The organism is Amycolatopsis sp. NPDC039088 (assembly GCF_055598845.1).
Genome location: NZ_JBVKAE010000003.1, coordinates 177,848 through 192,304 on the forward strand (window position 1 = coordinate 177,848; position 14,457 = coordinate 192,304).

Annotated in this window: 14 protein-coding genes; 12 read left to right on the forward strand and 2 right to left on the reverse strand. The window is 69.1% G+C overall.

Annotation, left to right across the window (positions count from 1 at the left end; genetic code table 11):
* Positions 1-20 precede the first annotated feature (20 nt).
* The 8 genes from ACZ7KI_RS05670 (at position 21) to ACZ7KI_RS05705 (ending at position 7,219) form a co-directional block, all read left to right on the forward strand.
* Positions 21-509 carry a hypothetical protein gene (locus tag ACZ7KI_RS05670; RefSeq protein ID WP_470272021.1) on the forward strand — a complete coding sequence of 163 codons (489 nt, stop codon included), beginning with the start codon at positions 21-23 and terminating at the stop codon, positions 507-509.
* Positions 510-571: 62 nt separating this feature from the next.
* Positions 572-1,570 (forward strand): AraC-like ligand-binding domain-containing protein, encoded by a 999-nt coding sequence (locus ACZ7KI_RS05675; protein WP_470272022.1) that lies wholly within the window; start codon positions 572-574, stop codon positions 1,568-1,570.
* A 40-nt stretch (positions 1,571-1,610) separates the two neighbouring features.
* Complete coding sequence (locus tag ACZ7KI_RS05680) at positions 1,611-2,378, forward strand: MoaF C-terminal domain-containing protein (protein ID WP_470272023.1); 768 nt, start codon at positions 1,611-1,613, stop codon at positions 2,376-2,378.
* 9 nt (positions 2,379-2,387) lie between these two features.
* On the forward strand, positions 2,388-2,789 hold the full coding sequence (locus ACZ7KI_RS05685) for a nuclear transport factor 2 family protein (RefSeq protein WP_470272024.1): 402 nt from the start codon (positions 2,388-2,390) through the stop codon (positions 2,787-2,789).
* The gene (locus ACZ7KI_RS05690) at positions 2,786-3,964 is read left to right on the forward strand and encodes an ABC transporter substrate-binding protein (protein WP_470272025.1); all 1,179 of its coding nucleotides are present in this window, start codon (positions 2,786-2,788) and stop codon (positions 3,962-3,964) included. The genes ACZ7KI_RS05685 and ACZ7KI_RS05690 overlap by 4 nt, the downstream gene beginning before the upstream one ends.
* 12 nt (positions 3,965-3,976) lie before the next feature.
* Positions 3,977-4,837 (forward strand): branched-chain amino acid ABC transporter permease, encoded by an 861-nt coding sequence (locus tag ACZ7KI_RS05695; RefSeq protein ID WP_470272026.1) that lies wholly within the window; start codon positions 3,977-3,979, stop codon positions 4,835-4,837.
* Positions 4,824-6,527, forward strand: a complete 1,704-nt coding sequence (locus ACZ7KI_RS05700; protein WP_470272027.1) for a branched-chain amino acid ABC transporter ATP-binding protein/permease — start codon at positions 4,824-4,826, stop codon at positions 6,525-6,527. Before ACZ7KI_RS05695 ends, ACZ7KI_RS05700 begins: the two co-directional genes overlap by 14 nt.
* Positions 6,524-7,219, forward strand: a complete 696-nt coding sequence (locus ACZ7KI_RS05705) for an ABC transporter ATP-binding protein (protein ID WP_470272028.1) — start codon at positions 6,524-6,526, stop codon at positions 7,217-7,219. The genes ACZ7KI_RS05700 and ACZ7KI_RS05705 overlap by 4 nt, the downstream gene beginning before the upstream one ends.
* A 636-nt stretch (positions 7,220-7,855) precedes the next feature.
* On the opposite strand, the gene ACZ7KI_RS05710 is transcribed toward ACZ7KI_RS05705, so the two are convergent.
* Both ACZ7KI_RS05710 and ACZ7KI_RS05715 read right to left on the reverse strand, forming a co-directional pair.
* Positions 7,856-8,653: an SDR family NAD(P)-dependent oxidoreductase gene (locus tag ACZ7KI_RS05710; protein WP_470272029.1), complete on the reverse strand. Its 798-nt coding sequence runs from the start codon at positions 8,651-8,653 to the stop codon at positions 7,856-7,858.
* A gap of 14 nt (positions 8,654-8,667) precedes the next feature.
* Positions 8,668-9,387, reverse strand: coding sequence for an SDR family NAD(P)-dependent oxidoreductase (locus tag ACZ7KI_RS05715; RefSeq protein WP_470272171.1), 720 nt, complete (start codon positions 9,385-9,387; stop codon positions 8,668-8,670).
* 122 nt (positions 9,388-9,509) lie between these two features.
* Here ACZ7KI_RS05715 and ACZ7KI_RS05720 point away from each other — a divergent pair, with 122 nt between their 5' ends.
* Genes ACZ7KI_RS05720 through ACZ7KI_RS05735 form a run of 4 tightly spaced genes read left to right on the forward strand, consistent with a single transcriptional unit; the run spans position 9,510 to position 14,444 of the window.
* Entirely contained in the window at positions 9,510-11,375 is a 1,866-nt protein-coding gene (locus ACZ7KI_RS05720) for a primary-amine oxidase (RefSeq protein WP_470272030.1), read from the forward strand.
* 10 nt (positions 11,376-11,385) lie between these two features.
* Positions 11,386-12,177 carry a molybdenum cofactor biosynthesis F family protein gene (locus tag ACZ7KI_RS05725; RefSeq protein ID WP_470272031.1) on the forward strand — a complete coding sequence of 264 codons (792 nt, stop codon included), beginning with the start codon at positions 11,386-11,388 and terminating at the stop codon, positions 12,175-12,177.
* 3 nt (positions 12,178-12,180) lie between these two features.
* Positions 12,181-13,815 (forward strand): amidohydrolase, encoded by a 1,635-nt coding sequence (locus tag ACZ7KI_RS05730; protein ID WP_470272032.1) that lies wholly within the window; start codon positions 12,181-12,183, stop codon positions 13,813-13,815.
* 41 nt (positions 13,816-13,856) lie between these two features.
* Complete coding sequence (locus ACZ7KI_RS05735; RefSeq protein WP_470272033.1) at positions 13,857-14,444, forward strand: TetR/AcrR family transcriptional regulator; 588 nt, start codon at positions 13,857-13,859, stop codon at positions 14,442-14,444.
* Positions 14,445-14,457: the final 13 nt, after the last annotated feature.

The window sequence follows — 14,457 nt, forward strand, 5'->3', positions numbered from 1 at the left end:
CGGCCACTACTGTCGCGCCGATGACGACCACTCCGGACCGTCGAGGCGAGGAGGCCCCGGAGTTGCCCGCCCTCACCGGCTTCGGGTGCCTGATGGGCTTCTTCATGACCGTGATGGCTCTCATCGGGCCTGCCTTGCTCTGGCTCAGCACCCGGTTCGATCCCGCCGATGACGACCGGCTGGTCGTCATCGCCATGGGCGCCGTGTTCACGATCGGCGGACTGGCCACCGTCGCCGCACACCTCCGGCAGAACGCCAGGGCCCGCGAGGTCCACCGCGCACTCGACCGGTCCGGGGTCCGTGCGACCGCCGAAGTCGTTGCCAGGAAACGGATCTGGGTCGGCGAGGTGAGCACTCCCGCCGACGACGTCGACTTCGTCGTCACCGGCCCCGGGGTGACACCGTTCAGCGCCCGGCTGCTCACCGAGGACGTCGGCCGCTACGAAACGGGCACGGTGGTACCCGTCGACGTCGACCCGGGAACCCTCCTGTTCCGCCTCGCCGACTGACCTCGTCGCGATCATTGCCCGGCAGCATCGTATCGCTTATCGTATATGAAATTCACCCCCCGATGCTGCGAGGTGACGTCTTGACCACCGCCACCGCCGACCCGACCACCACCACGGTCGCGCGAGATTTCACCGATTTCCGCACGGTGGTGTCGCAGTCCTTCGTGCCGTTGCACGTGACGAGCGAGCACCGCGACCACTTCCGCGGCCGCATCCGCTCGTGTGGCGCCGACGAGGTACAGCTGACCGAGGTGACCGCGTCGGCCCACGTGGTCGAGCGGACGCCCGAACTCATCGCGAGGGCGGACAGGCACTACTACAAGCTCAGCCTGATCCTGTCCGGGACCGGGCTGCTGGTGCAGGACAACCGCGAGGCGATGCTGCGCCCCGGTGACGTGGCGTTGTACGACACGAACCGGCCGTACACGCTGGCGTTCGAGGAGGATTTCCGCACGCTCGTGGTGATGTTCCCGCAGCGGCTCATCGATCTCCCCCGTGACCTGGTCGGCCAGCTGACCGCGGTCCCGATGTCGGGCAAGCGCGGGATGGGCAACGTGGTGGTGCCGTTCCTCGCGCAGCTCGGCAGCAACCTCGACCAGCTCGGCGGACCGGCGGGCGTCCGGCTCGCGCATACCGCGGTCGACCTGCTCGCCACGCTGCTCGCCAGCGAACTCGACCTCGCCCGCACCACGGCCGGACCGCATCACGAACTGATGCGCCGCGTCCTCGCCTACATCGACGCGAACCTCTCCTCCACCGACCTCGGCCCGGCGCAGATCGCCGCGGAGCACTACATCTCCACCCGGCATCTGCACGGCCTCTTCCACGAACAGGGCACGACCGTCTCGAGCTGGATCCGCACCCGCCGCCTCGAACACTGCCGCCGTGAACTGCTCGACCCGGTGCACGCCTCGCGGCCCGTCGCCGCCATCGCGGCGAAGTGGGGTTTCGTCGACGCGCCGCATTTCAGCCGGGTCTTCAAGACGGAATTCGGCCGCTCGCCGAGCGAACTGCGCCGTGGCTTGACCGTGAGCGAGCGGTTGTTGCCGCCCAGCGCGTGACAGCTGGCCCTCCCCCGGCGGTCGCCCCGACGATGACCGCATGTCCGAAGCACCCGAGGAACAGTGGCGCACCTATGACGAGTTCGCCGCCGGAATAGCCACCTACCGCCTGCCGAACGCGGATCTGTCGGGACGCGAGCTCACCGTCACCCTCGACGACGGGAAGACGTTCGCGCTGCGGTTCGAGAACGCGGAAACCGTCACCTGCAACGGCATCGAGGATCCGTACGACGCGGTCGCCGTCCGGGAAGACGTCTTCTTCGTCAATCTCCCCCATACCAGCGTGGAAGGCGAAGCGCTCACCGTCGTCTTCTCCACGACGACGCATCGCGCGCTGGCCGTGCGCTCGGTGATCGGCGCCGAGGACGTCGAAGGCGTTCCCCGTGTCTCGCAGACATTCTGGTCCGGCACCACCGACGCGGGCACGCCGACCGGCGAGGTGCCGGGACCCTCGCGCGACCTGATCGGCAAGCGCAACGTCTACCGCTACAGCCCGGAACACCTCTACGAGCACGTGTACGTGTCCTCCCAGCGCTATGCCTGGCAATGCCTCGAAGGCGTGCAGCGCGGCCACGGGGACATGGACCTGTCGACGGTGTGGAAGTTCCAGGACGGGCTCTACCTGTTCTGCTTCCGCGAATTCCGCATCGCCGTGGCCAGTGTATGGCTGCACGACCTCGGCTACGCGTTGAAGACCACCGGCGTCTTCCTCGGCCTGACCGGCGACGGCCGGTCGGAGCATTCCCGAGCGGGCGGGCACATCTACCCACTCGGCGCCGTCTCTTATCCCGACGCGCAACCGGTCTAAGGAGCTCAAGTGTCCAATTCAGACATCATCGCGGCGCACTACGCCGCGAGCGACCGAGGCGACCTGGCGGGCATGCTGGCCCCGCTCGGTCCCACCACCACCTGGACGGAGGCGGCCGGTTTCCCTTACGCCGGAACCTACACCGGCCCGGAAGAGGTCCGTGACAACGTCTTCGGCGCGATCGCGAAGGACTGGGACGGCTACACCTTCACCCTCGGGGACCTGCTCGACGCCGGTGACACGGTGATCGGCCTCGGGACCTACCAGGGCAAGCACCGCGAGACCGGTCGCTCGTTCACCGCCCGTGTCGCGCACGTATGGAAGTTCGAGGGCGGCAAGCTCGCCTCGTTCGAGCAGATCGTCGACTCCGTGCCCGTGGTGAAAGCCATGAACGATGCGGGGAACCGGTGAAACCCGCACGGGGCCTGACAGCCCTCGCCGCCGCCATCCTGCTCGGCGCGGCGGGCTGCGCCGGAGCCGAAAGCGGTTCGAGCGGCCCGATCGTGGTCGGCTCGGTCAACGCGCTGAGCGGCGCGGCCACCTTCCCCGAGGCCTCCCAGGCGGCGAAGGCGGTCTTCGACGCGGCCAACGCGAGCGGCGGTGTCAACGGCAGGCAGATCCAGTACAAGGCCCTCGACGACAAAGGCGACCCAGCGGCAGCGGCGGCCGCGGCCCGCGAGGTCGTCGGCCGCGACGAGGCTGTGGCGCTGGTCGGCTCGTCCAGCCTTATCGAGTGCGAGATCAACAACAAGTACTACGAGCAGCAGAAGATCCTGTCCATGCAGGGCATCGGGGTGGACCCGGCGTGCTTCTCCAGCCCCAATATCGCGCCGGTCAACGTCGGCCCCTACCACGACATGACGTTGACGTTGCTCTACGGCTCGGAAACGTTGAAGCTGAACGACATCTGCGCGTTGCTGGAGATCGCGGGCAACACGCTGCCGTCGTATCACGCGGCCATCGACGAGTGGTCGGCCATCACCGGCAAGAAGCTCAAGTACCTCGACGCGACCGTGCCCTACGGCGGTTCCGACTACACCTCCTACATCGTCAAGGCCCGCAACGCCGGCTGCAAGGCGATCACGGTGAACCCGGTCGAACCGGATTCGATCGGCCAGCTCAAGGCCGCCGCCGCGCAGGGCTGGAACGACGTCACGTGGTTGCTGCTGACCAGCGTCTACAGCGAGAACTACGCCAAGGCCATCACCAACGCCGGTGCCGGGGTCTACGTACCCGCCGAGTTCTATCCGTTCACCGACGCGACCAGCCCGCAGAACAAGGACTGGCGCGAGCTGATGACGAAGAACGGCATCCCGCTGACGTCGTTCAGCCAGGGCGGCTACCTGGCGGCGAAGTACTTCCTCGACGTCGTCCGCGGGATCACCGGTGACATCACCCGCGAGTCGGTGACCAAGGCACTGCGCGAAATGAAGCCGGTCAGCGACCCGATGGTCGGCACGCCGTACGTCTTCGGCCCCGGCAAGGCCCACCACGACAACACCTCGGGCTGGCCGATCAAGCTCGCCTCGGGCACCAACAAATGGGAGCTCGTCGCGAACGACTGGCTGCGGATTCCCAAAAAGTAACGGGAGGATTCGATGCTGCAGGGAGCGCTGGCAGGCTTGGCCGCCGGCGGACTGTACGCGGTACTGGCGGTGTGCCTGACACTCATGTCGCGCTTGGTACGGGTGGTCAACTTCGCCCAGTCGGCCACCGGGATGTTCGGTTGCTACGTCGCGGTGTTCCTGTCCGTCGGCTGGGGATTGCCGACCTGGCTCGCCACGGTGGCGGGGATCCTGCTCGGCGGTCTGCTCAGCGCGCTGCTCGGCTGGATCGTGTCCACCTGGCTCGCCGAAGCCGACACCGGCACCCGCTCGGCGGTCACCGTGGCGGTGCTGCTCCTGCTGATCTCGGTGTCGTTCATCCTGTTCGGCAACAAACCGCAGCCGTTCCATCCGATCCTCGACGGACCGGCGGTCACGGTCGGCGGCGTGGTGATCAGCCAGGTCACCGTGGTCACCGTCGCGCTGGCGGTGCTCGTGGCGGCGGCCAGCCGGATCGTGCTGACCCGGACGTCGGCGGGGGTCCAGCTCCGGGCGCTTTCGGAACGGCCGACGACGGCCGAACTGCTGGGCATCCCGGCGAAACGGCTCAGCATCGCGGTCTGGGCGGTCACCGGGGTGGTCAGCACACTGGTCATCTCGATCGTCGCACCGTCGCAGTCGAACGACGCGACGTCGCTGGCGATGCTGGTGGTCCCGGCCGCCGCCGCTGCCCTGCTCGGCGGGTTCCGCCGCCTCGACCTCGCGGTCGCGGGCGGACTGGGCCTCGGCCTGATCCAAGGTGCGGCCGCGCAGGTCGACGGCCTTTCGGTGGTGCGGTATTTCCTGCCGTTCGCGGTGATCGTCGCGCTGCTGCTGTGGTCGCAGCGCAAGGAGGTGTGGGATGCGGCTCGCTGAACGCGGGATTCCGTTCGTGGTCGCGCTGGCGGCGATCGCGGCAGGCTACGGCCTGAGCATTGGCCTCGACGGGTACTTCGTGTACCTCGGCATGAGTGCCGTGGTCGCCGGCATCTCGTTGCTCGGGCTGGGCGTGGTCACCGGCAGCGCGGGGATGATTTCCCTGTGCCAGCTCACCTTCGGCGCTGTCGGCGCCTGGACGGTGTCCGCGCTGAACGAGGCACAGGCACCCGGCGGGTTCCTCACCTGGCTGGTGCTCGGCGGTCTCGCCGCCGGGGTGGTCGGGGTGCTCGTCGGTCTCCCGGCGTTGCGGCTGCGCGGGATCAACCTCGCCGTCGTCACGCTGGGGCTCGCCGCCGCGGCCGACCTCGCGCTGGTGCAGCTGCAGTTCCCCGGCGTCTCCGGCGGGATCTCGGTCGAGCGGCCGGACGCCTTCTCCGACGACCGGTCCTACTTCCTGCTCGCCGTGGTGGTGCTGGTGCTGTGCTGCCTTGCCGTGTACTTTCTGCGCCGCGGACGCTGGGGCAGCGCGTGGCAGGCGGTGGCGTTCTCCGAACGGGGGACGGCCGCCGCCGGCACCAGCGTCCGGACGTCGAAGCTGACCGCGTTCGCGGTGAGCGCCACCCTCGGCGGGATCAGCGGCGGCCTGCTCACCGGGCAGGTCGGGCTCGCCTTCCCGGCCAGTTTCACCGCGATCCAGTCGCTGGCGCTGTACGTGCTGGCGATCATGTCCGGGGCGCATCTGATCGACATGGCGGTGTTCGGCGCGGTGTTGTGGGTCGGTGTTCCGGAGCTGCTGAAACGCTGGGGAATCCCGCAGGACTGGGGTTTCGTGGTCTTCGGGGTGCTCGGCGTCCAGGCGCTGGCCAGTGGCGGGAACCTGGGCACGACGGTGCGGCAGATCTGGTACCGGCGGTCCACAAAGGAACCGGCGAAACTCGACCTCGCTTCCGGAACCGCGGACATCGAGTCCAAGGCGCCCGGCCCGCCTGTGCTCGTCGTGCGTGGGCTGAGCGTGACCTTCGGACATGTGGCCGCACTGTCCTCAGTGGACATCGCGGTGCCGGAACATGGCGTGCTCGGGGTGATCGGCCCCAACGGCGCGGGCAAATCGACACTGGTCGACGCGATCAGCGGATTCCTGCCGAACGCGGACGGCGTGGTCGAACTCGGCGGCAAACCGTTGACCGGGTCACCGTCGAACCGGGCCCGCTCCGGGCTGCGCCGGACGTTCCAGCAGGACCGTGTCCCGCCTGGTCTGACGGTCGGCGCCTACCTGAAGTTCCTCGCCAGGCGTCGCCTCACCGCCGACGAGATCGAGGACGCCCTGCACTTCTTCGGCTGCCCCACCGCCCGCACCCCGCTGTCGCGGGTGGACGTCGGCGCGCGCAGGCTGGTCGAGGTCGTCGGGCATCTGCTGGCGAAACCGCGCGTCCTGCTGCTGGACGAGCCGGCCGCCGGACTCCCGCACGAGGAGCACGTCGCGTTCGGGGAACGGCTACGGCAGGTTCCCGCGCGCTTCGGGGTATCCGTGCTGCTCATCGAGCACGACCTCGACCTGGTGCGGTCGGTCTGCGACACGATCACTGTCCTCGACTTCGGCCGTGTCCTGGCCTCCGGCCCCCAGGCCGAAGTGCTCGCCGATCCGGCCGTGCTCAAGGCGTACATGGGTGAAACGGAGCTGCTGTGAACGCTTTGCGGATAGCGGGACTGACGGTCACCCGCGGTGCCGGGCCGGTGATCTCCGACGTCGATCTGACGCTGGAGCCGGGCCGGATCACCGCGCTCGTCGGGCCCAACGGCGCCGGGAAGACCAGCCTGCTGGAGGCGGTCTCCGGCGTCGTCCCCGCCTCGGCCGGGACCGTCCACATCGGACCGGACGAGATCACGAAGCAGTCGCGCGTCGCCCGCGCGCGACGTGGTCTGGCGCATATCGAGCAGGGGCGCGCGGTGTTCGGCGGACTGACCGTGCTGGAGAACCTGATGCTGACCGCGCGCACCCGCGCGCGGGCCGACGAGCTGTTCGAGTTGTTCCCCGAACTGGAGAAACGCCGCGATTCCCCGGCGGCGCTGCTCAGCGGCGGGGAACAGCAGATGGTGGTGCTGGCCCGCGCGTTCGCCGCGCGGCCGTCGTTCCTGCTGATCGACGAGATGTCACTCGGGCTCGCGCCGGTGGTGTTCACCCGGTTGCTGCCGATGGTGACCCGGTTCGCCGAGGAAGGCGCGGCGATCCTGCTCGTCGAGCAGTTCACCCACCTGGCGCTCGGCGTGGCGAGCGACGCGCTGGTGGTGTCTTCGGGGCGTGTCACCTACGCGGGTTCAGCTCAGGCCCTGCTGGACTCCCCCGGCACCCTGCACACGGCCTACCTCGGGGAATCCTGACCAGCGGCCTCGTGCCGCCGGTTCGAGGTTGGGCGTCACTGTTGTCTCCAGGGTCGCCTGGGGGCACATCGGCGGGTAGTAAAGGGCCCCTTCCCTACTTGAGGGTCAGGGTCGCGGCAAAGTCGAGATCTTGCAGGTCAGGCGACTATTCCTACACAGTCGCAGGGTCGCATGAGGCTTATTGAGGGGTAACCCAAAGGTGGTGCCCTGGGGGGGCTGATTCGGCGTTGCGGGGAATCGGGAACCGGACACGTCTCCAATGCGGCATTGGAGACGCTCAGCGCCCCCAATGCCGCATTGGGGACATCAGACCGCGGCGCAAAACCGCGCAAGTCACCCAGACCGGGCACGTTTTCTCGGAAAGTGTCCCTTATGGACAGTCGAGAGCCGAGTGACGCTCCTTGCGTGAGCCAGCTCCCACCGGGTCCACCACGACACGGTGCCCAGTCTCGCCATAGCGGTGGAGTTGACCGGCAGTTATGCGACTTTGCCGGGCCCCAGACTCTGAGGGTAGGCAAGGAGTCCTTCACGGCGAAACCGGCAGGCACGTGCGGCCCATACTCGCGTTTAGTCCTCTGGATGCGTTCGGGGGGTAGGTCACGGGGGTCGCGGCCGCACCGGGTTCACGCGCTACGGCTAAGCACCCATGCCCGCTCGTTCGAAAGCCAGGGTCGGCAGGTCGACGGCGTGCGCGCCGCCGTCGGCCACGATCACCGCCCCGGTGATGTACGACGACTCCGAAGATCCCAGGAACCGCACGATCGACGCGATCTCCTCGGGTTCGGCGGGGCGACGCAACGGGACCTCGGCGGTGACTCGCCGGTAGCCCTCGTCGTGACCGCCGTCGAAGCCCGCCGCCTCGGCGAACTGGTCCATTTCGCCGTCCGCCATCGGGGTGCGCACCCACCCCGGGCAGACGGCGTTCGCGCGGACGCCCTTCGGCCCGTAGTCGCGGGCGATCGAGCGGGTCAGCCCGATCAGCGCGTGCTTGGCGACGGTGTAGCCGGCGACGTTCGGTCCGGCGAACAGTCCGGCCAGTGACGACACGATGACCACCTGACCGCCGGTCTCGATCAGCGAGGGCAGGGTGGCCCGGCAGAACACGAACGCGCTGGACAGGTTCGAGCGCAGGGCTAGTTCCCATTCGTCGTCGCCGGTGTCGACCACCGAAGACAGCCCGTGCCCGCCCGCGTTGGCCACCACGACGTCCAGCCTGCCGAACTTTCCGACGATCTCGGCCGCGGCGCTCTCGGCGGCTTCGCGTTCGCTGGCGTCACAGGCGATGACGTGCGCGCCGGTCTCGGCGGCCACCTTCTCCAGCGGCTCGCGGCGCCGTCCGAGCACCACCACCTGGGCGCCCTCGTCGGCGTACCGGCGGGCGACGGCCGCGCCGATACCGGTACCGCCCCCTGTGATCGCGATGACCTTCTTCACTTGCGGAGTCCTTTCTAAGCGGGAAAACCGGAGCGGGCCGAGACGCCGAAGTCGGCGAGCAAGGCCTGGCCGTTGACCGTCCGCGAACGCGCGGACGCGAGATAGAGCACCTGGTCCGCGACGTCTTCAGGAGCCTGCACCGGGAACGCGGGATCGTCGAGCACCTCGCCGAGGTCACCGCGCGCCATCGGGGTGTCGACCACCGATGGGCACACGCAGTTCACCCGGACACCGGGGAGGTCGACCGAGAGTGCCCTGGTCATCGCGACCACGGCGCCCTTCGACGCGCAGTAGGGCACCATGCCGGGCGCGCTGGTGAACGCCGAGTCGCTGGCCAGCAGGACGACCGAGCCTCCTGCCGCGGTGAGCCACGGCGCGGCGTGTTTGACCAGCAAGAACTGTCCGGTGACGTTGACCGCCATGAGCGCGGCGAAGTCGGCCGCCGAGGTTTCGGTGACCGGAGTCCCCACCGGGCCGGAGATCCCGGCGCAGCCGACGACGACGTCCAGGCCGCCGAACCGCTCGGCGACGGCGCCGACCGCGTCGGACACCGAACGCTCGTCGGTGACGTCGGCGTGGACCGTCAGCAGGCCGTCGGCGAGGGTGGGCACGGGTGCCCGGTCCAGTGCGCCGACCCGCGCGCCTTCGGCCAGGAAGGCGTGGACGCAGGCGAGGCCGATACCGGACGCCGCGCCGGTCACCAGCACGGCCTTGCCCGCGAGATCCAGTCGCATGGCGCCATCCTCCGGTCCGGCCCGTTCGCGGGGGTTGGCCATCAGCGCATCCTTCTTGTCCGCGGCCGCATGACGACGTCGCGCCCTTTCCTCGCGCCGGTGGACCGGCAAGACTGCGAAGCATGACCAGGCCGCATCCTTTGGACCCGCTGACCGCCGACGAGCTCACCGCAGGCCGTGCGATCCTGGCCGACGAGGGCCTGCTCACCGAGACCACGCGGTTCCCGGCGGTACTTCCGGTGGAGCCGGACAAGGCCGACGCCGCCCCCGACCGCCGGGTCCAATACACGCTGCTGGACACCGCGACCGGCCTGGCGCGCGACGTGGTCGTTTCGCTGGCGAAACGCGAAATCGTCGCCGCCGAATCCTGCGGCGACGGCCAGCCCGCCTATCTGTTCGAGGAGTACGACCTCGCCGCGTCGATCACCAAGGCGTCACCCGAATGGCAGGCCGCGATGCGGCGGCGCGGACTCGGTGACCGGATCGGGCAAGCCTTCTGCGCTCCGCTGGCGCCGGGTTTCTTCAGCAGGTCCGACGAGACCGGACGGGTCATCCGCTCGCTGACCTTCCTGCGCGACGACGAGTCGGACAGCCCGTGGGCGCATCCCGTCGAGGGCCTGATCGTGCACATCGATCTGACTGGACAGCGGGTGCTGCGGGTCGAGGACGAGGGCGACGTGCCCGTCCCGCCGGAGCACGGTCGCTACGACGGAGTCCCACCCCGCACCACACTCAAGCCCATCGAAATCACCCAGCCCGAAGGCCCGAGCTTCACCGTCGACGGCAATGAGGTCACCTGGGAGGGCTGGCGGCTGCGTGTCGGTTTCAACGCCCGCGAAGGCCTGACGCTGCACCAGATCTCGTTTCAAGAACGCTCGGTGCTGTACCGGGCTTCGGTTCCGGAGATGGTCGTGCCCTACGGCGACACCGCGCCCGGGCGGTTCTGGATCAGCTACTTCGACGCGGGTGAGTACCTGCTCGGCAAGAACGGCAACGACCTGCGGCTGGGCTGCGACTGCCTCGGCGTCATCCACTACTTCCCCGCGTTCGTCGCCGACGACCACGGCCACCCGGTCGAGATCCCCCGCGCGATCTGCCTGCACGAGGAGGACTACGGGATCCTCTGGAAGCACACCGATCTCGACGGCCGCGCCGAAGTCCGCCGCTCGCGGCGGCTGGTGATCTCGTCGATCTCCACCATCGGCAACTACGACTACGGCTTCTTCTGGTACCTCTACCTCGACGGCACCGTGGAGCTGGAGGCGAAGGCCACCGGCATCGTGTTCGCCGGCGCCGCGCACTCCGGGACGAAACACCCGCACGCCAACGAGATCGCGCCCGGCCTGTTCGCGCCGGTGCACCAGCACCTGTTCTGCGCGCGGCTGGACGTGGCGATCGACGGCGAACGCAACTCCCTCGTCGAGATCGACGTCGAGGGCGTGCCGACCGGCGACCGGAACCCGTACGGGAACGCCTTCACCTGGAAGGAAACCCCGCTGCGGACCGAGCGGGAAGCGCAGCGGCACGCGGATCCGGCCAAGGCGCGGGTCTGGGAGATCCGCAGCGCGGAGCGGACCAACCGGCTCGGCGCGCCGACGGCGTACCAGCTGGTGCCCCGGCCGTCCGCGACCCTGATGGCGCAACCGGAATCGAGTGTCCACAAGCGAGCGACGTTCGCCACCCGGCATCTGTGGGCCACGCCGTACCGCGCCGACGAACGCTTCCCGGCGGGCGACCGGCCGAACGCGCACCCCGGCGGGGCGGGCCTGCCGGCCTGGACCGCCGCCGACCGGGACCTCACCGACACCGATCTCGTGCTGTGGCACGTCTTCGGCCCCACCCACATCCCGCGTCCCGAGGACTGGCCGGTCATGCCGGTCGACTACTCGGGTTTCACCTTGCGTCCCTACGGCTTCCTGGACCGCAACCCGGCACTGGACCTGCCTTCCGGCGCCACCGACGAGCACTGTTCCGCCCACGAGCACTAGGACTCTCTTGATGCCTGAACTCACCCTGTCCGACACCTCCACCTGGCTGCCGCTGGACGGCTTGGCCCCCGGTTTCGACGCGAACAAGGCGCCCACGGTCGGCGATCTGCACGGCCGCACCTTCGAACTCGCCTGCGAGGACGGCACCACGTTCACCGCGGCCTTCTCCGGCACCCGGATCGACTGGACCTATCACGGTTCCGGCACCGACCGCTGTGAGACGTTCCTGGTCGACGACGACCTGTACTACGTCCAGTTCCACCCGCAGGCGCGGCAGGAGGAGGCGTTCACCCTCTTGCTCGACGTGCGGCGCGGCCGCGCGCTCCTGGTGCTGAGCAAGATCGGCGACACCTCGCCGAGGGTCACGCAGACCTTCCTGGCCGCCACGATCGGCGGTATCGAGCCGAGCGGGGAGTCGCTCGCACCCACCACGTCGCTGGTGGGCCGTCGGGTGCTGTGGGTGTACAGCACCGCGCACGCCTACGAGCACGTGTACCTCAGCCCGCACTGGTACACCTGGCAATGCCTTGCCGGACCGGAGAAGGGGCTCGCGGACACCGACGAGAACTCGGTCTACGAACTGCGGCCCGGCATCTACGTCTTCGCCTGGCGGGAGAAGGTGATCCCGTGCGCGTCGGTGACCGTCGCGGACCACCGCGACGCGAAGCGGCTGCGCTCGCACGGTGTCCTTTTCGGACTGGACGCCACCGGGTCCACCCCGACCCACTTCACCTTCGGCGCGCACGGCAAGCTCCTGAGCACCACCGTGCACCCCGAGGCGTACGACCCCGCCGGGAGCTGAGCCTTGACCGCCGACCTCATTCTCACCAACGCCAAGGTGTACACAGTGGACGGTGTCCGGCCCTGGGCGTCGTCACTGGCGATCAAGGACGGTCGCGTCGTGTCCCTGGAGGACCTGGATCGCGGGCCGTCCACCGAAGTCGTCGACCTCGAAGGCGCGTTCGTGATGCCCGGCCTCGTCGACGTCCACAACCACCACGCTCTGGCCGGCCGCTCGGCACTGTTCGAGCTGAACTTCGGTGTGGACGCCGGCTTCGAGGACATTCTCGCGGCGGTCCGCTCGCGTGCGGCGGGACTCGGGCCCGACGAATGGGTGGTCGGCGGGGCCTGGGCGTCCACTTTGGTCGGAACCCTGTCACGGTCTTCCGCGAGACACGCGCTCGACGAGGCGGCGGGCGGCCGTCCGGTCATGCTCTCGGATGACAGCAGGCACAACCGCTGGGTGAGCAGCCGGGCCTTGGCACTGGCGGGCATCACCACCTCGACACCCGATCCGGCTGGCGGGGAGATCGTCCGCGACCCCTCGACCGGTGAACCTGTCGGCGTCCTGCTCGAAGCGGCGGGCGTCGCGGTGGAGCGAGCGCTCAGCGAGACACGGACGCTCACCGAAGAGCAGCACGCGGCGGCGTCGCGGCACGGGATCGGCACGCTGCATTCGTACGGGGTCACCGCGTTCCAGGACGCCGGAGTCTCCTCCGACATCCTGCGGGCACTGAAGTCCCTCGACGACGCGGGGGAACTGCACGCGTGGGTCGTGTCGTCGCTGCTGATCAACGACCCGATCTTCGGCTTCGACCCGATCGGCGCGCCGCTGCTGGAGGTCGCCGGGCAGTATCGCGGGGAGCACCACCGGCCCGACTTCGTGAAAATCTTCCTCGACGGAGTCCCGCCGACGCGCACGGCCGCGTTCCTGGAGCCGTACCTGCCGGACGACGTGCACGGCGCGTGTCATCACGGGGCCACCACCATGCCCGGCGACGAACTCGTCGGCTGGCTGCGCACCGCGGCCGCGGCCGGGCTCTCGGCCAAGGTGCACTGCACCGGCGACGCGTCGGTGCGCGCGACGCTGGACGCCGTCGAAAAGGTGCGGGCCGAGGGCTTCGCCGAAGCGCGTTTCCAGGTCGCGCACGGCCAGTTCGTGCACCCGGACGACCTCCCGCGCTTCGCCGCGCTGGGTGTCGCCGCGGACATCTCGCCGTTCCTGTGGGTTCCCGGCGTCATCCCGGCGGCCATCGCGGAGGTCCTGCCCGGCGAGCGGGCGGGGCGGATGCAGCCGAACCGGTCGCTGCTGGACGAGGGCGCGCTGGTCGCGGGCGGTTCCGACTGGCCGGTCAGCGAGTCGCCGAACGCGTGGGAGGGCATCCACGGCCTCGTCACCCGGCAGGACCCGACCGGCACCTTCCCCGGCGCGCTGTGGCCGGAGCAGGCCATCACCCTGGCCGAGGCGATCGAGGTCTTCACCCTCTCCGCCGCCCGCGCGATGGGCGTCGACGACGTCACCGGTTCGCTGATCCCCGGAAAGTCGGCGGATCTCGTCGTACTGGACCGGGATCCGTTCCAGACCGATCCGTCGGCGCTCGTCAAGACGAACGTGACGCAAACGTGGTTCGCCGGGCACCGCGTGTATCAGCGGGACTGATCTCCTACACTGGTAGAAGAACCAGTGCGGGAGGTCTGCCGATGCCGAAGATCATCGACCACGACGAGCGGCGAAGTCATATCGTCGACGTCACCTGGGAACTGATCACCCAGGGCGGGATCGAGGCCGCCACCATGCGCGAGATCGCGGCCGCCGCCGGCTTCGCCAACGGGGCGCTGAAGCTGTACTTCCCGAGCAAGGAAGACATCATCCAGGCCACCTACGAGCGCGCGCTCGGGATGATGCGCGAGTACGTGGAGCTGGACGGACTGCGCGGGCTGGTCGCACTCCGCGAGCTGTGCGTCTCGTCGATGCCGATCGACGAGGACCGCATCGCCGCGGGGCGTGTCCTGCTCACCTTCTGGCAGCTTTCGCTGACCAACCCGAAACTGCAGGACAAGTACCTCGAGCACATCCGCTCGTGGCGCGGGCTGCTTCACCGGTATCTCGCCGAGGGCCGCGAAGACGGCGACATCGTCACCGCGACCCCCGACGAGCAGCTGGTCGACGAGGTCGTGCTGATCAACGCCGGGGCGAACGTGATGAGCCTGGTCGCCGGGGAGTTCTCGACCATCGCCCTGCAGCGACAGCACCTCGAGTCCTTCTTCGACCGCCTGACCCGCCCCTAAGCCCTGCATTTCG